Source organism: Prevotella mikamonis, from assembly GCF_055381405.1.
In genome coordinates this window covers 2,573,246-2,592,263 of sequence record NZ_AP035785.1, presented here as the reverse complement: position 1 = coordinate 2,592,263, position 19,018 = coordinate 2,573,246, and the positions used below count along the sequence as shown (strand labels likewise).

17 protein-coding genes are annotated in these 19,018 nt (G+C 51.3%); 8 read left to right on the top strand and 9 right to left on the bottom strand.

The features are described 5' to 3' along the window. Window positions 1–11 precede the first annotated feature (11 nt). The 5 genes from ACZ42L_RS10825 to tsaB are packed head-to-tail and all read right to left on the bottom strand — an operon-like array spanning window position 12 to window position 4,339. Entirely contained in the window at window positions 12–1,172 is a 1,161-nt protein-coding gene (locus tag ACZ42L_RS10825; RefSeq protein WP_464699192.1) for a 1-deoxy-D-xylulose-5-phosphate reductoisomerase, read from the bottom strand. A gap of 16 nt (window positions 1,173–1,188) precedes the next feature. Continuing rightward, on the bottom strand, window positions 1,189–1,713 hold the full coding sequence (gene rimM, locus ACZ42L_RS10820) for a ribosome maturation factor RimM (protein ID WP_464716095.1): 525 nt from the start codon (window positions 1,711–1,713) through the stop codon (window positions 1,189–1,191). Continuing rightward, window positions 1,706–3,016 (bottom strand): UDP-N-acetylglucosamine 1-carboxyvinyltransferase, encoded by a 1,311-nt coding sequence (gene murA, locus ACZ42L_RS10815; RefSeq protein WP_464699188.1) that lies wholly within the window; start codon window positions 3,014–3,016, stop codon window positions 1,706–1,708. Before murA ends, rimM begins: the two co-directional genes overlap by 8 nt. Then, window positions 3,016–3,618 (bottom strand): DUF4290 domain-containing protein, encoded by a 603-nt coding sequence (locus ACZ42L_RS10810; protein ID WP_464702773.1) that lies wholly within the window; start codon window positions 3,616–3,618, stop codon window positions 3,016–3,018. Before ACZ42L_RS10810 ends, murA begins: the two co-directional genes overlap by 1 nt. Before the next feature lie 28 nt (window positions 3,619–3,646). After that, window positions 3,647–4,339, bottom strand: a complete 693-nt coding sequence (gene tsaB, locus ACZ42L_RS10805; RefSeq protein WP_464699184.1) for a tRNA (adenosine(37)-N6)-threonylcarbamoyltransferase complex dimerization subunit type 1 TsaB — start codon at window positions 4,337–4,339, stop codon at window positions 3,647–3,649. 89 nt (window positions 4,340–4,428) lie between these two features. On the opposite strand from tsaB, the gene ACZ42L_RS10800 reads away from it, so the two are divergent. From ACZ42L_RS10800 to nadD, 3 genes are all read left to right on the top strand, one after another. Further along, complete coding sequence (locus ACZ42L_RS10800; protein WP_464699182.1) at window positions 4,429–5,304, top strand: YicC/YloC family endoribonuclease; 876 nt, start codon at window positions 4,429–4,431, stop codon at window positions 5,302–5,304. Between the two features lie 127 nt (window positions 5,305–5,431). Next, entirely contained in the window at window positions 5,432–6,070 is a 639-nt protein-coding gene (gene gmk, locus ACZ42L_RS10795) for a guanylate kinase (RefSeq protein ID WP_464699180.1), read from the top strand. Further along, window positions 6,067–6,627 carry a nicotinate (nicotinamide) nucleotide adenylyltransferase gene (gene nadD, locus ACZ42L_RS10790; protein ID WP_464699178.1) on the top strand — a complete coding sequence of 187 codons (561 nt, stop codon included), beginning with the start codon at window positions 6,067–6,069 and terminating at the stop codon, window positions 6,625–6,627. Before gmk ends, nadD begins: the two co-directional genes overlap by 4 nt. A 142-nt stretch (window positions 6,628–6,769) precedes the next feature. On the opposite strand, the gene ACZ42L_RS10785 is transcribed toward nadD, so the two are convergent. The 4 genes from ACZ42L_RS10785 to ACZ42L_RS10770 all read right to left on the bottom strand — a co-directional run bounded on the left by ACZ42L_RS10785 (window position 6,770) and on the right by ACZ42L_RS10770 (window position 12,329). Then, the gene (locus tag ACZ42L_RS10785) at window positions 6,770–9,883 is read right to left on the bottom strand and encodes a glycoside hydrolase family 2 TIM barrel-domain containing protein (protein ID WP_464716094.1); all 3,114 of its coding nucleotides are present in this window, start codon (window positions 9,881–9,883) and stop codon (window positions 6,770–6,772) included. 117 nt (window positions 9,884–10,000) lie between these two features. Further along, on the bottom strand, window positions 10,001–10,957 hold the full coding sequence (locus tag ACZ42L_RS10780) for a LuxR C-terminal-related transcriptional regulator (protein WP_464706116.1): 957 nt from the start codon (window positions 10,955–10,957) through the stop codon (window positions 10,001–10,003). Between the two features lie 396 nt (window positions 10,958–11,353). After that, complete coding sequence (gene tatC, locus ACZ42L_RS10775) at window positions 11,354–12,139, bottom strand: twin-arginine translocase subunit TatC (RefSeq protein ID WP_464706115.1); 786 nt, start codon at window positions 12,137–12,139, stop codon at window positions 11,354–11,356. 4 nt (window positions 12,140–12,143) lie between these two features. Further along, window positions 12,144–12,329 (bottom strand): Sec-independent protein translocase subunit TatA/TatB, encoded by a 186-nt coding sequence (locus ACZ42L_RS10770; protein ID WP_464716093.1) that lies wholly within the window; start codon window positions 12,327–12,329, stop codon window positions 12,144–12,146. Between the two features lie 207 nt (window positions 12,330–12,536). Here ACZ42L_RS10770 and ACZ42L_RS10765 point away from each other — a divergent pair, with 207 nt between their 5' ends. The 5 genes from ACZ42L_RS10765 to ACZ42L_RS10745 all read left to right on the top strand — a co-directional run bounded on the left by ACZ42L_RS10765 (window position 12,537) and on the right by ACZ42L_RS10745 (window position 19,011). Beyond that, a complete protein-coding gene (locus tag ACZ42L_RS10765) occupies window positions 12,537–13,862 on the top strand; it encodes a TolC family protein (protein ID WP_464716092.1) in 1,326 nt (441 codons plus the stop codon). 16 nt (window positions 13,863–13,878) lie between these two features. Beyond that, window positions 13,879–15,129: an efflux RND transporter periplasmic adaptor subunit gene (locus tag ACZ42L_RS10760; RefSeq protein ID WP_464716091.1), complete on the top strand. Its 1,251-nt coding sequence runs from the start codon at window positions 13,879–13,881 to the stop codon at window positions 15,127–15,129. 23 nt (window positions 15,130–15,152) lie between these two features. After that, a complete protein-coding gene (locus ACZ42L_RS10755) occupies window positions 15,153–17,576 on the top strand; it encodes an ABC transporter permease (RefSeq protein WP_464716090.1) in 2,424 nt (807 codons plus the stop codon). 176 nt (window positions 17,577–17,752) lie between these two features. Next, a complete protein-coding gene (locus ACZ42L_RS10750; protein ID WP_464716089.1) occupies window positions 17,753–18,418 on the top strand; it encodes an ABC transporter ATP-binding protein in 666 nt (221 codons plus the stop codon). Between the two features lie 206 nt (window positions 18,419–18,624). Beyond that, window positions 18,625–19,011, top strand: coding sequence for a CidA/LrgA family protein (locus ACZ42L_RS10745; protein WP_464701698.1), 387 nt, complete (start codon window positions 18,625–18,627; stop codon window positions 19,009–19,011). The last annotated feature ends 7 nt before the right edge of the window (window positions 19,012–19,018 follow it).

The window sequence follows — 19,018 nt, the reverse complement described above, 5'->3', positions numbered from 1 at the left end:
TCTGTTAATTATTATAATCCTGACACCATCAACTCGCCGGCAATAGCGCGAGCCTGGGCATCGGAGGCCACATAGGTTTCGTACGTAGGCGTTGCATCGAAGGTAGCTTGCTGCATGGTTCGCTCGATAATATCGGCCATCCCCATGAAAGAACATTGATTACGGCGGAAGCCTTCGTTGACAATCTCATTGGCAGCGTTCAGGATGCAAGGCATGTTACCGCCTTTTGCAATAGCATCATAAGCCAATGCCAAGCATTTAAACTTATTCACATCCGGCTCGAAGAACTCCAACGGCTGCTTGAATAAGTCGAGACGGTCGCCATTCAGGGACAGACGGTCGGGAAAAGAGAACGCATACTGTATGGGCAATCGCATGTCGGGCACCCCCAACTGGGCTTTCACGCCACCATCTGCAAACTGTACAGCACTATGCACGATGCTCTGTGGATGGATAAGCACCTGTATCTTATCAGCCGGAATACCGAAAAGCCACTTTGCCTCCATCACTTCAAAACCTTTATTCATGAGCGATGCCGAGTCGATAGTTATCTTAGCTCCCATGTCCCAAGTTGGATGTTTCAGTGCATCTGCTGCTGTCACACGGGCTATCTGCTCACTGCTGAACTTACGGAAAGGTCCTCCAGAGCACGTCAGCAGTATCTTTTCTATCTCATTATGGTCTTCGCCTACAAGGCTTTGGAAAATAGCACTGTGCTCACTGTCCACAGGAAGAATCGGAGCATGATACTCCTGAGCCAACTGGCAAATCAATTCTCCGGCAACAACCAGTGTCTCCTTATTGGCCAGGCAAATTTTCTTACGCGCCTTGATGGCATGAATGGTCGGCGCTAGTCCAGCATATCCCACCATCGCCGTCAGCACCATATCTATCGGCTCGGCCTCAACAATCTGCTCAAGAGCTTCCCGTCCTGCATAAACCTTGATATCCGGTTGGTCCGAGAGCAAGTCTTTCAACTTCTCATAATGGGCCTCATTGCCTATGACCACAGCTGCCGGATGGAACTTTCGAGCCTGTGCAGCCAGTTCGTCCACACGGTTATTAGCCGTCAGACAATACACCTCATACAGTTCGCTGTGCTGCTCAATAACATCAAGAGCCTGCGTTCCGATGCTTCCTGTAGAGCCGAGAATACATATCTGTTTCTTCATATTCCGTTATCTTCTTTTATTCCAGTCCCATAATACCTTCAGGTATCGCAAGACTTATTTCATGTCGGTCGTGGTCTATTCCTGCTATCAGGTCGTCAGAAGCAGGGATAAGCACCCCCCGTCCGTCCGGAGTAACCACTTCAAAAAGCGTGTTGATGGTAGAGTCGTCCACATGCTGTATCTTGCCTGCCACTGCTCCGTCATTCGAATTACGCACCGTCCACCCGATAATCTCGGCCCACGTCACGTTCTCAGCGTCCGAATCAGATAAATACCGAGGAAAGAACACATTGCTACCGGTGAGCTGTCGGGCCTGCTCCTGCGTATCAATATCGCAAAATTTCACCAATGCCGTATCTTCACCATGAAAACGATACTCTTCCATAAAAAAAGGTACGAGGATGCCATCAATCTCCAGAACGAGATAATCTGCCTCTACCCGGTCGAAAACATCGTCTGAGAAAGACATCGACACCTCTCCTTTCACCCCATGAGGCTTACCTATCCTACCTATTTTATATACTTCTTCCGCCTTAATCATCCACACGAGTAATTTTTGCACCCAACGAGTTCAGTCGCTCTTCTATATTCTCATAGCCACGGTCTATCTGTGCAATATTGGCTATCTTGCTTGTTCCCGCCGCACTCAATGCAGCTATCAGCAGCGCAATACCGGCACGAATATCGGGGCTGGTCATTCTCCCTGCCCTCAACTGGCGCTTGCGGTCATGCCCGATAACAACGGCCCGATGAGGGTCACACAAGATAATCTGTGCCCCCATATCTATCAACTTGTCGACGAAGAACAGTCGGCTTTCAAACATCTTCTGATGGAACAGCACGCTGCCACGGGCTTGGGTAGCCACCACAAGCAACACGGACAGCAGGTCGGGCGTCAGTCCCGGCCACGGAGCATCCGACAATGTCATGATAGTGCCGTCTATAAAGGAATCTATCTCGTAATGATTGGTGGGTGGAATCCACAGGTCATCACCCTCTATCTTGACTTTCACGCCTAGCCGGCGGAACGCATCGGGGATGATGCCAAGGTCGCGTACCGATACATCCTTGATTCTAATACCGTTGCCACACATAGCTGCCATACCGATAAACGACCCTACCTCTATCATATCGGGCAATATACGGTGGGTCGCACCATGCAACGACGACACCCCGACTATTGTTATCAGGTTGCTGCCGATGCCACTGATATTTGCTCCCATCGCGTTCAGCAAATGACAAAGTTGCTGAATATAAGGTTCGCACGCAGCATTATAGATGGTCGTCGTCCCTACAGCCAGCACGGCTGCCATGATGATATTGGCCGTACCCGTCACCGAAGCCTCGTCCAATAGCATATAGCATCCTTTCAACTTGCGAGCCTCTATGTGGAACACCTCGCGCTCATCTTCGCGCGAAAATTTCGCACCAAGATATTTGAAACCCAGAAAGTGGGTGTCCAAACGGCGTCGGCCTATCTTGTCGCCACCAGGTTTGGCCACCGTAGCCTTGCCAAACCTACCGAGCAGCGGACCTATCATAAGCACGCTGCCACGCAAGGCCGCACAGGCTTTTACGAAATCCAGGCTGTCCAAATATCCCAAGTCCAACTCGTCGGCTTGGAAAGTATAGTCGTTCTTACTATGCCGTGTCACCTTCACCCCTATCGTCTGTAGCAACTTTATCAGGTTGACTACATCTTGAATATCCGGAATATTATCTATCCGGACAGGTTCTGGGGTCAGCAACGCTGCACATATCACCTCAAGCGCCTCATTCTTCGCGCCCTGCGGCTTAATCGTTCCTTGGAGTTTATGCCCCCCCTCTATCACAAAAGACTCCATTATTTTCTCTTTCGCTTGTTATTAGCAGACTGAGGTTCGCGGTCGACAATCTTATCAAACTTGAACGTAGACAAGTCCAACTGCACCTTTCCGTCTGTAAAACGGGCCAAGTCCGACGCTACTTTCTCGTCGTCGTTCGACCCATGACTCCACTGCACCAGATTGCGTTTCATCTGATTTGCCGTCAGTCTGACCAACTCTTCGCGCTCCACACCCTCCTCCATCGTCTTCAGTTTTTCAAACACCTCGAACAACATGTAGCCATAATGGCGCACCGGAATAGACTTCATCGGATAACTTACGGGGGCTGGCTTATCTCCCATCTTCACAGCTTCGCTGATGTCGAAGGGATAATCCACATCCAACTTAAAGTCACTCATGATAGCCAGATGATCCCATAGTTTCTGTAGATAGTCAGGATTTTCGTGGTTTTGTGGGAACATTCTGTCCATGATGGCAATGATACTTTCGGCACAAGCCTGACGTTCTTCCTTTGTTGGAAGCTGCATGGCATAGTCTACCATGCTCTGTATCTCGCGCCCGTATTCCGGGAGTTTCAAGCGTTCGCGCTGTGTATTATAATCTAGTCCTGGGATATTCATGAAATGGAGTTTAGAGGGTTTATAGTTCTTACAACAATTTCTTCGGCATCTTTGCCACAAAGTCTTTCAGATAGAACGGCACGAAATAGGCCACATCTTCAAACCGTTGCTCGGCCATAGCTTTCTCGGCCAGTGGCAACATGTACTTAGCCAACGGCTCTACATGCTCTATCAGGCGGGCATTGGGATGAGCAATCGCATCCATGCACTTCGCCGCACCATTGCCAAAGAAGTACACCGGTCCACAATCCAAATATGCCTTATACGTATCAGCATCCACGATGTCGGCCTGAATGGGGCGTATTTCTTTCAAAGCCCGGTCAGTCACCTGTGCATACACTTCCATTCTCCTGGCATCAAGCATAGGTACAAGCAAGGCTTCCTCTTCTTCTATCTGTTCTTTCAGCAACACCGGAACACACAGTAGTTGCAAAGTCGGTATAGCGATGAGCCTGGCCGAGCGGCCGAAGCATACACCCTTAGCCATACTTACGCCGATACGCAAACCAGTATACGACCCCGGACCGCAACTCACTGCCACAGCATCGAGCTGTATGCCCTGCTCGTCGATATATGCCAGAGCCTCGTCTACGAACACTCCGAGCTTCACCGCATGATTAGGCCCACTGTGATCTTCCTGATTAAAGATACAGTCTCCATCACGCCCGACGGACACCGAGCAGACATCGGTGCTCGTCTCGATATTTAATATACACGACATAACTACAAATATATTCTAAATAAAGCGCAAATTTACGGATTTTTCCTGCAATTTGCTTACTTTTGCAGAAATTTAACGCGATTCGAATTATGATACAATCTATGACTGGTTACGGCAAATCTGTCGCAATCTACAACGAGAAGAAGATTCATGTAGAAATCAAATCTCTTAACAGTAAATCACTTGATCTATCCACTCGCATCGCCCCACTCTACCGTGAGAAGGAGATGGAGATACGCCAGATTATCACACAGGCTTTGCAACGAGGCAAGATAGACTTTTCTATCTGGATAGAGAAGGATGCTGCCCTCGATGCCTCTCCCATCAATGCGGCACTGGTAGAGAACTACTATCAACAGCTCAAGCAAATATCTGCCACCACTGGCATCCCCGAACCACAGGACTGGTACAACACACTCATGCGTATGCCCGACGTCACCACACGCACCGAGGTAGAGGTCTTGGCAGACGACGAGTGGGGCGTAGCGCTCCAAGCTATCCACGAAGCCATCGGCGAACTCGTGGAATTCCGCCATCAAGAGGGTACTGCCCTGCAACAGAAATTCACCGAAAAGATTGACAACATCCAACAGTTGCTTGCCAGCATCGAGCCTTACGAGCAGGCACGTGTGGAGAAAATCAGGGCAAACATCATCAAAGGACTCGAACAGATACCCGGCGTGGCTTACGACGCCAACCGTCTGGAGCAGGAACTCATCTACTATATTGAGAAGTTGGATATCAACGAAGAGAAGCAACGTCTCACCAATCACCTCAAATACTTCCGCGAAACAATGGCCGAAGAAGGTCCAGTAGGCAAGAAGTTGGGCTTCATCGCGCAGGAAATGGGGCGCGAAATCAACACCACCGGTTCTAAAAGCAATCAGGCAGAAATGCAAAACATCGTCGTCAAGATGAAGGATGAGCTGGAACAAATCAAGGAGCAGGTGCTCAATGCACTGTAGGGCAACCTTCCCCCAAAGCAGCCTTTTACATCGTTCGGACAGTCCTCTCCACATCGTCGATACAATACTGGCAGTGACTTCATTACCTTGCCGTCACTCGCCATATCACACTTCTACAATATAACTCATGAGCAATCAAGCCATCAATCAGCAATCATCCGGTTTCACTCCTTCATTTGACAAGAAAGAATCTGCCAGGGGAAGGTTACTCATCTTCTCTGCTCCCTCCGGCAGCGGCAAAAGTACCATTATCAACTGGCTCATGACCGAGCATCCGGAACTCAACCTGGCGTTCTCCATCAGCTGTACCAGCAGAGCGCCCCGTGGCACTGAGCAGGATGGAGTGGAATACTTCTTCCTCACCCCCGACGAGTTCCGCACCAAGATAGCAGCCGACGAGTTTCTGGAATACGAAGAAGTATATGAGGACAGGTTCTACGGCACGCTCAAATCTCAGGTAGAGAAGCAGTCTGCCGCAGGCCAGAACGTGGTCTTCGATGTCGACGTCAAGGGCGGATGCAATATCAAGCAGTTCTATGGCGAACGCGCCATGAGTCTCTTCATCCAGCCTCCTTCCATCGACGCATTGCGTCAACGACTCATCGGACGCAACACCGATGCCCCCGAAGTGATAGAGCAACGCCTGGCACGCGCGGCCTACGAGCTTACCTTTGCGCCCCGTTTCGACCACATCATCATCAACGACGATCTCGACAAAGCCAAGCAGGAGACCTATCAACTCATCAAGGACTTCCTGGACAGATGAATTCTGCAAGCTCCCCCATTCGCACCGGTATCTACGGCGGTTCGTTCAACCCCATCCATACCGGACACGTCGCACTGGCCAAACAGATACTCAAGGCTGCCAGACTCGACGAAGTCTGGTTCATCGTCTCCCCCCAAAACCCACTCAAGCAGCAACGAGATTTAATGCCCGACGAGCAACGGTTGGAGTGGGTGCGTCAGGCTTTGGCCAACGAGCCTCGGCTGATAGCATCCGACTACGAGTTCCACCTACCCAAGCCCTCGTACACATGGAACACGCTACAACATCTCCACCACGATTATCCCCATCGCCAGTTCAGTCTCATCATCGGTGCTGATAACTGGCTCAGCTTCCCACAATGGGCACATCATGAAGATATTCTGCGCGACTACGAAATCTTCATTTATCCGCGTCGCAACAGTCCGATAGATGCCACCACTCTCCCTTCCAATGTCCATCTGCTCGAAACCGAGCTATACGACATCAGCAGTACCGAGATACGGCGGCGTATGGCAGCAGGAGAGAACGTCGACCAATGGTTGCCGTTCAGGCTGTAATAGCCCCATCCCTGCAACTTACAAACTTACTTTTCAGTCATCAATTATCAATGATTGAGGTCTAAAACCAAAGAATGGCATGGAAATAATTTCCATGCCATTCTCATTTTAGGCGACCATCAAGCCGCTATATACATGCAGTTTACTTCAGTGGAATGAGCCATGTGGTGAAGTCATAGTTACCATATTTCACCTCATACTTCGGCATAGCCTTGGCATGATGCGACCAACTGTCGATACCACCGACACCAGCCATGCGCTTGTCGAGGAAGAGATTGGTATACTTGCTCTTCGGTACTTGCTGCGTGTGACGCTGTTCCTTCTCTTCTCCATCGTCCAAGTCGTTGATGTTGTAGTGTATCGCACTTGCCGAGAAGGCATTGTCAGACACTACACACAAGCCTGTACCGGCCGTTGTGGTCTGTTTCCACCAGCGCATATCGGTCTTGGTACCGCTCTCCTGCGGACGCACGTAAGAGAAGAACTGCTCGTCGGCCGACTGCTTGTTGATGCTGATGTTCATACATTCCCTGCGGTCGAGATAGTTCTCAATAGGTCCGCGACCGAAATATTCAGACTGGTCCATGCCGTATGGCATCTGAAGCACCATTCCGAAGCGGAACATGTTGCTGACCTTCGCTCCCGGAGTGGCTGTCATCTTCTGGTTCACCTTGATTTCTCCGTTCGGATAAACCACGTAGGTGAGTACCAGCTGTGCCTTTACTTCGGGCATATCGTAGCGTGCCACGATGGTAGCGGTGCGCTTGTCGCTCGTCGCTGTGAGGCTCTGGAGGTTCATGGTTGGATGATGCCATGCCTTGTAGGCGATGTTAATGCGCGAACCCATGTCGTTGTCGGTCACTGCACGCCAGAAGTTTGGTTTCAGTGTACCGCCTTCGCCGAGCATGGAAGTACCGTTCACGTTGTAAGAAGCGAGCAGACCCGTGGCCTTGTCGAACTTCACCTCTACACCGTTGGCAGTGATGCTTATTTGCGTATCTTTCTTCTTGTTCTGCAATTTCAGCTTACCATCTACTGCCGGTCCGGCGTACTGATACTTGGGCAGGGTGATGTGTAGCTGGCGATAAGCCACTTCCTGTCCGGCCTTCATCAACGGTTCTGCGGTCTTGAGTACGAAGCTGATGTTGAGCAGAAGTTCTCCCTTATAAGCCTGGGCATCGTAAGGCAGGGTATATTCCACGGTCTGCTGCGGTGCTACCTGGAGGTCGTTCACTTCTCCCGTCTGCACAGCCTTGCCGTCTTCTGTCATCGTCCACACGAGCTTGTAGTTGCTCAGGTCGCGGAAGAAATACTCATTGTGTACGCTTATCTTGCCTACTTTGAGATCTACGGCCTCGGCCCAGATGTTCTGGTACTGGTAGGCTACCTCGTAGGCATGCGGATTGAGCTGGCGGTCAGGACCGATGATACCGTTGCAGTTGAAGTTGTTGTCGCTGCCATCGTAGTCGTTGTAGTCGCCACCATATTTATAGATGCTCACTCCGTTGGCGTCCTTGCCGTGCAGGGCCTGGTCTACAAAGTCCCAGATGAAACCACCCTGGAACTTCGGATATTTACGCACGAGTTCCCAATATTCCTTGAGTCCGCCGCTTGAGTTACCCATCGTGTGGTTGTATTCGCACTGTATGAGTGGCTTCTGGTCTTCGGCTGCCGTACTGAGGGCATATTTCTCGCAGGCTTCGGGCGTGCGATACATGGGGCAGTAGAAGTCGGTGTTAGCCCCCTTCTCGGCACGCTCCCACTGGATAGGACGACTGCTGTCGAAGTTCTTAATCCACTGGTAGGCCGCCGTGAAGTTCGGTCCGTCTACGGTTTCGTTGCCCAAGCTCCAGTAAATAATACTCGGATGGTTCACATACAGCTCCACGTTGTGCTGGTTGCGCTCCAATATCTGCTTGGCAAAGAGTGGTTTCTTGGCCTCAGAGTCGTCGTTGTAACCGAACCCGTGGCTTTCCTGATTGGCCTCGGCACATACATACAGACCGTATTCATCGCACAGGTCGTACCACATAGGGTCGTCGGGATAGTGACAGGTACGCACCGCATTGATATTGAGACGCTTCATAATCTGAATGTCCTGAATCATCCTTTCGCGGCTGACAACGTATCCACCATCGGGATCCATCTCGTGTCGGTTAGCTCCCTTGATGTAGATGGGCTTGCCATTGACGAGCATCTGTGCGCCCTTCATCTCTATCTTGCGGAATCCAATCTTCTGTGTGATGACCTCTTTCACGTTTTTCTCGCGGTCTTTTACGGTCGCAACGAGGGTGTAAAGGTAAGGAGTCTCGGCTGTCCAGGTCTTCACGTTGCGGAGCAAGAACTGTACTGTACCGGATGTACGTCCCTTGAAGTCGGTCTCCGATTTCAGCACTTCTATGCCATTGGCATTATAGAGTTGGAAGTCGACGATGGGTTGTCCCTTCACGTCGACACTGATAAGCGCCTGCCCATCCTGGTAATTGTTCTGCAAGTCGGGGGTGATGCGGATGTTCGTCATCTGCACATTGGCATCGCGGGCATAGAGATAACTCTCGCGAGCCACGCCCGACAAGCGCCAGAAGTCCTGGTCTTCGCAGTACGAACCGTCGCTCCATCGGAAGCTCTGGAAGGCTATCAGGTTTTCCCCTTTCTTCAGGTATTTGGTAATGTCGAACTCTGCTGCCACCTTACTGTCTTCCGTATAGCCCACGTACTGACCGTTGACCCAGAGATACATGTTGGATGTGACAGAGCCGAAATGGGCGATAACCTGCTTTCCATCCCAGCTTTCGGGAATGTTGATGGTGCGGCGATAGCTGCCCACGTGGTTGTTCTTGACAGGCACTTCGGGCGGATTGTCCTTGAAATGGCCACGCCATGCGAAGCCCACATTGATGTAGACAGGGTCGCCATAGCCGTTGAGTTCCCATATACCGGGAACGTTGAGGTTCTTCCAAGAAGCATCGTTGTAGTCGGTCTTGAAAAAGTCGGTGGGACGCTGGTCGGCATTTACCACCCAGTTAAACTTCCACGCACCATGCAATGAAAGGTAATTGGCCGACTGACTCTTGTCTCCTTTCATTGCCTTCTCTGCCGATTCGTAGGCAAAGTAGTTGGTATGAAGTTTAAAACGGTTGACCTCATTGACCGACATATCGTGCCACTCAGTAAATGTAGGCTGTATCGTAGAGATATTACCTGCACATACCGGCAATGTCGAAGTCAATGCGGCGATAAGAAAAAGTTTGTTCATAGATGTTGGGTTGTTGGTATTTATTTCTGCAAAAATAGCAATAAAACTTAGCTTTTACAAACTAAATTTCTCAAAATATGTAAAAGCCAAGAACTTCATGGGACTGGGTGCAGCGCCTTACAACTTCACGTTGGAGATGTCCACCAGATTGTTCACGATGGCGTAGATGGTGAGTCCGGCCGAAGAATGAATCTGCAATTTGCGGGCGATGTTGCGCCGATGGGTGATGACGGTGTTGAAAGAGATGAACAGATGGTCGGCTATCTCCTGATTGGTCATGCCCTGCACGATGCAGATGACGATATCTTTTTCGCGTTCGCTCAGTGCGTCCTTGGCATGAGGTGCTTTGGTGAGCATGGCCTCAATGTTGCTGCTGATGGCATTCTTGCCTATTTTCTCTTCGTAAAGCCGGATGGCCGGCACCATGATTTCGTCTTCCACGCGGGTGTGTTGTTTCAGCCATTCCTCGTTGCTGTAGAGCTTGTAGAGGGTGGCCATGAGCTTGTTGTTGAGCAGTCCGTTGGTGGGCAGATATTTGATGATGATGTCTTTCAGTTCATGAAGTTTGGCGTCGGTAGGCTCGTGGTGGGTGGAATAGGTTTCGATGTCGTAGTCGGTAGGCATCTGGTGGGCAATGAGCTTCTCGATATAGGGAAACACGTTACGCTCCTCGTATTTCATGTGGCGGTGCATCAGTCGCGAGAAGTCGTCGAACAAGGAAAGAATCAGCTGCCCAATCTTGTCGTCGGGAGTCACCGATTCGGCCAGTTGCTCACGGATGGTAGGCAGCTGGAAGCCCAGATAATACTCATGGCAGGCCCGCAGGTATTTCAACAGCGTGGGAATATGGAGCTTGTCTATGCTCGCTGAATTCTTGTAACCGTTGATGGTAAAGTTGACAATCGTCAGGAAAGTAAACGTGTCTACATGCTGTTCCTCGCATACCTCCTTCACAGTCTTGTCGCCAAATCCAAGGTTAATGCCGAAACTTCCCAAACTCTGCAACACTTCACGGTTGTCGCTGATGAGGCTTATCATCTGGTCGCTGGGTTCGTAAATCTTGTGATTCTCCATAATGTTCTTTGTCCTTCGTTTCTCTCTTGCTCACTGATGGGCAAGAAAATTCTGATTGCTTTGCATGCAAAGATAATTATTTTTCCACGAAATTGAGTCGTTTTCCGCTTTTTAGTTTTTGTTAGTTTTTCAGTTAGCAAGTTTGTTAATCGAGAGTAGAGAGTCAATCATTGAGAGTTGATAATTGGCCATTCCCTACACTCGGAAACTAAAAAGCTCATGCCCCTAAAAAACTGCAAAGGCTCGGCAGCATTGCTGCAAAGCCCGAACAGCACTGCTGCAGAGGCTAGGCAGCGACACTGCGAAGCCTTTGCAGCAAACAGTCGATAAAAAGACAACCAGGCAAAGGAATAAATTACTGACCGAAACAAGGAAACAACTGCAACCGAAAGCCGTCTACCCGACTTCTTCATCGCTCGCTTCTGCCTCTACTTCCGGGCCTTCCACGCTCTGCACCAAGAAGATGCTGATTTCGTAGAGCAGCCAAATGGGCACGGCCACAATGCTGAGGGTGAAGACGTCGGAAGTAGGTGTAATGACGGCAGCGACAATCAGTATCACCACCACGGCATGCCTACGGTAGCGTCGCATCCACGAAGCGCGCAGCACACCGAGCTTGGCCATGAGCCAACTGACGACAGGTATCTCGAATATCAGACCGAAAACCAGGCTCATCAGCAACAGAGTGTCGATATAAGATTGCAGCGACAACAGGTTTTCTACCTCGCTACTCACCTGGTAGGTAGCCAGAAACTTGACCGTCAGGGGGAAAAACAAGAAATAATTAATCAGCACACCTACACAAAAGAGTAGATAGCCGGCCACCACGACACGCGCCGAATAGCGCCGTTCCCGCTGATACAGGGCCGGAGAAACAAAGCCGTAGAGTTCGTAAAGCACATAAGGCAACGCCGCCAGCAGACCGAAACAGAGTGCCGTTTTCATGTGTACCATGAACTGTTCGGTCAGTCCCACGTTCACCAGATGGATGCTGAACGGTTCAGAACCCAACAGTCTATACGTGATGAAGTGGGCATCTTTGGGTGCCAGTACGATGTCGAAGAGTTGCTCTTTCAGGCAAAACGCGACAATACCGGCCACCACGGTCACGCAAATAACCTTGATGAGACAGTTGCGGAACACGTCAAGATGCTCCCAGAAAGAGAGCTCTTCGTCTGCCATGCGGTTAGTCTTTTTTCGCTTCTTCCTTTTTCGGAGCGTCTGGGGTGAGGTCGTTCTCAATGCCGTTTACTCCCTCCTTGAAACTCTTTACGCCTTTACCAAGACCTCTCATCAGTTCAGGAATCTTCTTACCTCCGAACAGGAGCAAGACAATGAGTACAATAAGGATAATTTCCGGTGTGCCTAACATATTGGTCAAGTTTTAAGTTATTGTTGTTGCAAAAATAAGAATTATTCTTGATAATCGCTCGTTCACTGTCTATTTTTTTGATACCAGTGTCTAATAAGTGGACAGATGTGGATGTGAGAAAAACAATATAAAGAACTGATAATTAGAGAATTAGCGTTTTTGGCACGCTATTGGCACTGTCTACGGTGCATCAATATGCCTTGAAATATGGACAGAACTTTCATCATATCACTCATGACTGGCGTGGCCACAAGTCTCTGTTGCCCGGCAAGCGGGCAACAGCCGTGGAACATGGAGGCCTGTATAGCCTATGCACAGAAGCACGGCACGGCCATCCGCAAGCAGCTGATAGAGACCGACAATGCCCTGCTCGACCGGCAAACGGCCTTGGCCGGCTTCCTCCCGAAGGTGTCAGGGTCCGTCAGTACGCAGTATTCCTGGGGCCGAAACGTAGACCCTCAGACCAATACTTACAACACCGTCAACACGTTTAACAACTACTATCAGCTGGAAGCCTCGCTCACCTTGTTCGACGGTGGCAGCACATGGGCAGCATACCGCAGGGCCTTGATGAGTCGCAGACAGCAGCTCAACGAACTGGACCGCATTCGTCTGGACCGCCAGACAGAGGTGATGACAAAGTTTGTGGATGCCGTATATTATGGCAAGATGATGACGCTGATGACGGAGAAACTGGACGACAGCCGGCAGCTGTTGCAGAAAACACAGCGCATGGAAACCTTGGGTATGAAGAGTCTGCCCGATGTGGCACAGGCCGAAGCACAGGTGGCGGAAGACGAATACAACCTCGTGCACCATCAACATCTGCATGCCGCGGCGCTGATGTCGCTCAAATCGGCCATGAACTATCCCTTGGCCGACTCACTGACCATCGACACGACGACTATCAACCGCATTGTCCGACCGACCGATGCTGCCACTATCTATGCTTCGGCATCGCTCTATCATCCACAGGCACTGGCCGCCTATTATAGTCAGCAAGTGGCTGTCAGCGAGTATCGGCAACAGCGTGGCAGCCTATTCCCACGTCTCTCGCTCTCGGCCGGTGTGTCTACCAACTACTACCGGAACTTGTCTTCCCGTGCCGCATCGGCCTCCTTTGGCAGTCAGTTCCACAACAACATGGGCGAATATGTGTACGCTTCGGTCTCCATTCCGCTCTTCAACTACGCCCTCTACAGCGGTCTGCGCCGTGCACGCAACAAGATTCGCATGGCAGAGATAGACCGTGAAGAGACCCTACGACGGTTGCACGACGACATTTATCAGGCCATCATGGACCGGGATGGCTATGCCGGCGAACTCAGACAGATGCAGCGCAAGGTCGGGAGCGACTCCCTGGCCTGGCATCTCTCGCGCCGTAAGTACGAAGAAGGCATGCTCTCGGTCTTCGACCTGCGCACTTCGGCCAACACACTATTGGAGTCTCGCACCCGTTTATTGCAAATGCAGATGATGTATGTGGTCAAAAGCCGCTTGGTGGAGAGCTTTGAGACAGGAACTACCAAATAATACAAAAGAAAGAAATATGGATATTCAAATCAAACATAAGAAGTATATCATTCCACGAAAATACTGGCCGTGGATAGGTGGAGCGACAGTAGTAGGTGCTGCCCTGCTCTGGTTGGCCCTGGGCAACTATTCCCATACGCTGCGTGTAGAGCGACGGACCATCAGCATCGCCGACGTGAAAGAAGCACAATTCAACGACTATGTGAGCGTAGACGGACAGGTAGTACCCATCAGCATCGTGCAGATAAGCCCGCAGGAGGGTGGCGTCGTCGTGGAGAAAGTGGTGGAAGAAGGCAGCCATGTACACAAAGGCGACGTGCTGTTGCGACTCTCCAACACCCACCTGGACCTCGAAATACTCAATGCCGAAAGCGAGTTGGCCGAGAAACAGAACATGCTCCGCAACACACAGATAAGCCTGGAGCAGGATGCACTGACCAATCATAACGACAAATTGCAGCAAGACATGGACGTGGAACGCAAGCGCCGCGACTTCCAGCACAAGGCTTCGCTCTATCAGGAGCGGCTCATCTCGCGCGAAGAATACTTGCAGGCGCAGGAAGACTGGAAGCTGGCTGCCAAACGACACAGCCTCATCGACAAGCGCATACAGCAGGACAGCCGCTACCGACGTGCCCAGATAGACCAGCTGAACGACAATCTCGACAACATGAAACAGAACGTCGAACTCGTCCGACAGCGCAAGGAGCGCCTCAATGTGCGCAGCCTCATAGACGGCGAAGTGGGCACACTCGATGTGGAACTCGGCCAGAACATTGCGCCGGGACAGCGCATCGGGCAAATCAACGATATGAGCGACTTCAAGGTGCAAGCCTTCGTCGACGAGCATTATATCGACCGTGTACACGCCGGCTTGTCGGCCTCGTTCCAGCACAACGGCCAAACCTACCGGTTACAGATGCGCAAGGTATATCCCGAAGTGGCCAACGGGCGCTTCAAGGTAGACTTCGTGTTCGACGGCCGACGCCCCACCAACATCCGAACGGGGCAGACCTACTATCTCGACCTGCAACTGGGAGCGGCCAAAAAGGCCGTCATCATACCCAAAGGCACATTCTACAGCACCACCGGAGGTACGTGGATATTCGTCGTAGACGAGTCGGGCAACAAGGCATATCGCCGTAAGATACGCATCGGGCGACAGAATCCGCAATACTACGAAGTACTCGAAGGACTGCAACCGGGCGAAGAAGTCATCGTCAGCGGGTACGAAGCCTACAAAGACAGTGAAGTATTGAAATTTTAGACAGCACCCATACTATAAATCACATGAACAATCATCAAGACATGAAACAATCTTCCGACCACCTCATCCCTTCTTCCCTGTTGGGGAAAACACGCGTGGGGATGTCGTCTTTCCTCACCTTTCTCAGCCGTAACAAGGCCTACACAGCCATCAATGTATTCGGTTTCAGCATCTCGCTCATGTTCGTTATCCTCATCGGACTCTACGTACAGCAGGAGTACAACGTCGACAAGATGCACACCAAGGCATCGCGCATCTGGTTCCAGGGCTACGACATGAAGCTACAGGGAGCCACCAAGAACGTATTGGGCAGCCACTGGCGCATGCAGAAACATCTCAGAAGCCTCTGCCCGGAAATCGAGAACAGCTGCGCCATCGTACACCAAGACCTAAAAGTATCAACCCCTGTAGGCGAAGAGATGCGCATCAAGGTACTCATGACCGACTCCACATTCTTCCGCATCTTCGATTTTCCACTGGTCAAAGGCAACCCATCGAGCGTACTCAATGCACAGGACAATGCCATCATCAGCGAAGAGTTGGCCCGCAAGCTCTATGGCGATGCCGACCCAATAGGGCGTCCGCTCATCTTGCAGGATTCCGTTCACACCATCATCACCGGCGTGATGCAGAAGATGGAAGGCTCGTCGATAACCCCCGCCGAGGCTATCATACGATTTGAAAAGACCAACCTCTTCAACTCTTTCCTTACCGATGAGCACATGGGCAACTCTGTCGGGGCGCAACTTGCCTTTCTTGTCAAGGATGGTTTCGACCCCAATAGCAAGTCGGCCGATATGGACCGATACCTCAAAGACGTCAACTGGATATACCAGATGCCCAACAGCAAGCCCCATATCTTCTTTGCTCCACTTAGCCACCTACACTTCTCTACGATACCAGCCTATACAGATAGCTTCGTCAAAGCCGACTCCCAACTGGTCAAAATCCTGTTCTGGGTGGGTCTTATTATCCTGCTTTTTGCCATCTTCAACTATATCAATCTCACCGTAGCACAGTCGGGACTGCGCTCCAAAGAGATGGCCACACGCCGCCTGTTTGGCAGTCAACGCCATGACATCATGCTACGACTCATCCGCGAGAGCATCCTGCTCTGCACGCTGTCGGCCGTATTGAGCGTCGTATTGGCAGCACTTCTGGCTCCCTATGCCAGCCGAATCATCGGCACCGACATCATCTTCTCTCACCTGTTCGGCATCCCCAACCTGTCGCTCATCGCCCTCGGTGTGCTCGCGGTAGGGCTGTTGGCGGGCATCCTGCCGGCCTACTACGTGTCGCAGAACAAGCCCATCGACGTGGTACGAGGCACTTTCCGCATGTCTGTCAAGATGCGTTTCAGCCATCTGTTCATCATCGTCCAGACCACGGCCACCATCATTCTGCTGGCCTGTTCGCTCACCATCGGTCTGCAACTCCACCACCTCATCAGTGCGCCACTGGGCTACCAGACCCGCAATATACTCAATATCTTCAACCCAACGGGCGACAGCGTGCGCGTCGGACAATTCATGCAACGCCTACAGACACTGCCCTGCGTGGAGGTAGCAACGGCTTGCCAATCCACCCCACTCGAAGCAGGAAACAATATAACCAGAGAACTCGACGGGCGCACCGTGAGCATACAGTATCTCGTCGGCGACTCCAATTATCTCAAGGTGTTCGACATACAGCTCGCCAAGACCTATCCCATCGCCACCTCGCCCGCTGTCTATGTATCGCAGGGAGCTTTCCACGCCACCGGCGAATCGGCCGACAGCCGTACCTTCAAGGCCGGCATCGACGGTAAGACACCCGTTGCAGGCGTATTAGGTCCCCTCCATCTGGGCGTCATCACCACCGAGACCAATCCCGTAGTCATATACGTCGTCCGGCACAAGCCACTCATACCGTGGCAATATGCCATCAAAATCAAAGGCAATCCTACAGACAGTTATCGCCAGATAGCAGCCCTCTACAAAGATGTGTTCCACGAAGACATAGACGACAGCAAACCCGTGTTCGTAGACGACCAGGTGAAAAGCCGCTTCGAGAAAGAGCAGCGCACAGCCAGCATCATCTCCATCTTCACCGGCATTGCCATCCTCATCTCGCTTCTGGGATTGGTAGCCATGTCTACCTACTTCATCCAACAGCACCGCCGGGAGATAGCCCTGCGCAAGGTGTTTGGCAGTACCAATCGCCAGATACTGACCCGACTGCTGCACCGGTTTGCCATCTATGTGGCCGTATCGTTCGTCGTGGCCGTTCCAGTGATATGGCATTTCATGGGCGACTGGCTACAGGCCTACAGCTATCGCATAGCCCTGAGTCCGTGGATATACCTCGTCGCCGGTCTCATTGTGCTCTTTTTCTCGCTCGCCGCCGTGTTCGTCCAGAGCCATGCAGCCAGCAACGAGAACCCCGTCAAGCATCTGAAACAGGAGTAGACCACACCCCTCTGCATCCCTACTACCGCACCCCGGCAAACTGCAAAGCCTTTGCAGGAGTGCTGCAGAGCCTTAACAGCACCACTGCCAAGGCCAAACAGCAATACTGCCAAGCCTCTGCAGTAATTCGATAGAAAACAACAGAAAACATCAAACCAAAAACATCATACATCATCATGATACAAGTAGAAAATCTATGCAAGTCGTTTCGCACGGAAGACGTGGAAACCATAGCCCTCGACCATGTGTCGTTCGAAGTTGCCGACCATGAATTCGTTGCCATCATGGGCCCGTCGGGCTGTGGCAAGTCTACCCTGCTCAATATTCTGGGACTGCTCGACAATCCCACCCAGGGTACTTACCTGCTCGACGGACAGCCCGTACAGGCACTGAAAGAAAAAGACCGTACCCAGATGCGCAAAGGCAATATAGGCTTCGTCTTCCAGAGCTTCAATCTGATAGACGAACTCAACGTGGCCGAGAACATAGCACTGCCACTCACCTATCTCGGCGTGAAGGCATCGGAACGCAGGGAGCGTGTCCAGGCTATGATGAAGCGAATGAGCATCAGTCACCGTGCAGGCCACTTCCCCCATCAGCTCAGTGGCGGACAGCAGCAGCGTGTGGCTATTGCCCGCGCACTGGTATTCAATCCCAAGCTGATATTGGCCGATGAGCCTACGGGTAATCTGGACTCCAAGAACGGGGCTGAGGTGATGAGCCTGCTGACCGAACTCAACCAGGAAGGCACTACCATCGTCATGGTAACCCACAACGAACACGATGCAGGCTTTGCCCATCGCACCATCAAAATGTTCGACGGAAAGATAGTGACAGACTAAAATCCACGACAGGAAAAGTGTCTCCGAGCCATGAATACCGTAAAACTTTTGGGGCAGGAACAGGCAGCCGGCAAGCAAGACAGGCTTGATATTCGTCAGTTTTTATACGCATTCTACAAGCAAATGAACACTGCCGACCCTATAACCGACGAAAAAATGATACCTTTGCAGTCGCGTTTCGACGCCCGAAAAGTTTTATTGTATTCATGGCTAGACAGTTTTTTATCATCTTCGGATGCTTGGCATTGGGAGAATTTGCAGTGTGGGCCACCGGCATCAAATTGCCTTCGAGCATCATAGGGATGTTGCTCCTGACCCTCTTCTTGAAGCTCAAGTGGGTGAAACTGGAGTGGGTTCGCCAGTTGTGCGACTTCCTCATCGGTAACCTTGGTTTTTTCTTTGTGCCGCCCGGAGTGGCCATCATGCTCTATTTCGACATCATCAGGCCACAGATAGTTCCCATCGCCGTGGCCACATTCGTCAGTACGGCCCTCGTACTGATAGTTACCGGCCACATGCACCAGCTCGTGATACGCAGCGAGCGCTTGTTTCTGAGATGGTATGTCGGCCATTGTAGAAAGAACCGCAAATAAGCCACAC

Excerpts from the sequence above, each read along its gene's own strand:
- ACZ42L_RS10770 (WP_464716093.1), bottom strand. The coding sequence starts at position 12,329 with ATGTTAGGCACACCGGAAATTATCCTTATTGTACTCATTGTCTTGCTC.
- ACZ42L_RS10810 (WP_464702773.1), bottom strand. The coding sequence starts at position 3,618 with ATGAATATCCCAGGACTAGATTATAATACACAGCGCGAACGCTTGAAA.
- gmk (WP_464699180.1), top strand. The coding sequence starts at position 5,432 with ATGAGCAATCAAGCCATCAATCAGCAATCATCCGGTTTCACTCCTTCA.
- tsaB (WP_464699184.1), bottom strand. The coding sequence starts at position 4,339 with ATGTCGTGTATATTAAATATCGAGACGAGCACCGATGTCTGCTCGGTG.
- ACZ42L_RS10785 (WP_464716094.1), bottom strand. The coding sequence starts at position 9,883 with ATGAACAAACTTTTTCTTATCGCCGCATTGACTTCGACATTGCCGGTA.
- ACZ42L_RS10780 (WP_464706116.1), bottom strand. The coding sequence starts at position 10,957 with ATGGAGAATCACAAGATTTACGAACCCAGCGACCAGATGATAAGCCTC.
- nadD (WP_464699178.1), top strand. The coding sequence starts at position 6,067 with ATGAATTCTGCAAGCTCCCCCATTCGCACCGGTATCTACGGCGGTTCG.
- tatC (WP_464706115.1), bottom strand. The coding sequence starts at position 12,139 with ATGGCAGACGAAGAGCTCTCTTTCTGGGAGCATCTTGACGTGTTCCGC.
- ACZ42L_RS10750 (WP_464716089.1), top strand. The coding sequence starts at position 17,753 with ATGATACAAGTAGAAAATCTATGCAAGTCGTTTCGCACGGAAGACGTG.
- ACZ42L_RS10825 (WP_464699192.1), bottom strand. The coding sequence starts at position 1,172 with ATGAAGAAACAGATATGTATTCTCGGCTCTACAGGAAGCATCGGAACG.
- murA (WP_464699188.1), bottom strand. The coding sequence starts at position 3,016 with ATGGAGTCTTTTGTGATAGAGGGGGGGCATAAACTCCAAGGAACGATT.
- ACZ42L_RS10755 (WP_464716090.1), top strand. The coding sequence starts at position 15,153 with ATGAACAATCATCAAGACATGAAACAATCTTCCGACCACCTCATCCCT.
- ACZ42L_RS10745 (WP_464701698.1), top strand. The coding sequence starts at position 18,625 with ATGGCTAGACAGTTTTTTATCATCTTCGGATGCTTGGCATTGGGAGAA.
- ACZ42L_RS10765 (WP_464716092.1), top strand. The coding sequence starts at position 12,537 with ATGGACAGAACTTTCATCATATCACTCATGACTGGCGTGGCCACAAGT.
- rimM (WP_464716095.1), bottom strand. The coding sequence starts at position 1,713 with ATGATTAAGGCGGAAGAAGTATATAAAATAGGTAGGATAGGTAAGCCT.
- ACZ42L_RS10800 (WP_464699182.1), top strand. The coding sequence starts at position 4,429 with ATGATACAATCTATGACTGGTTACGGCAAATCTGTCGCAATCTACAAC.
- ACZ42L_RS10760 (WP_464716091.1), top strand. The coding sequence starts at position 13,879 with ATGGATATTCAAATCAAACATAAGAAGTATATCATTCCACGAAAATAC.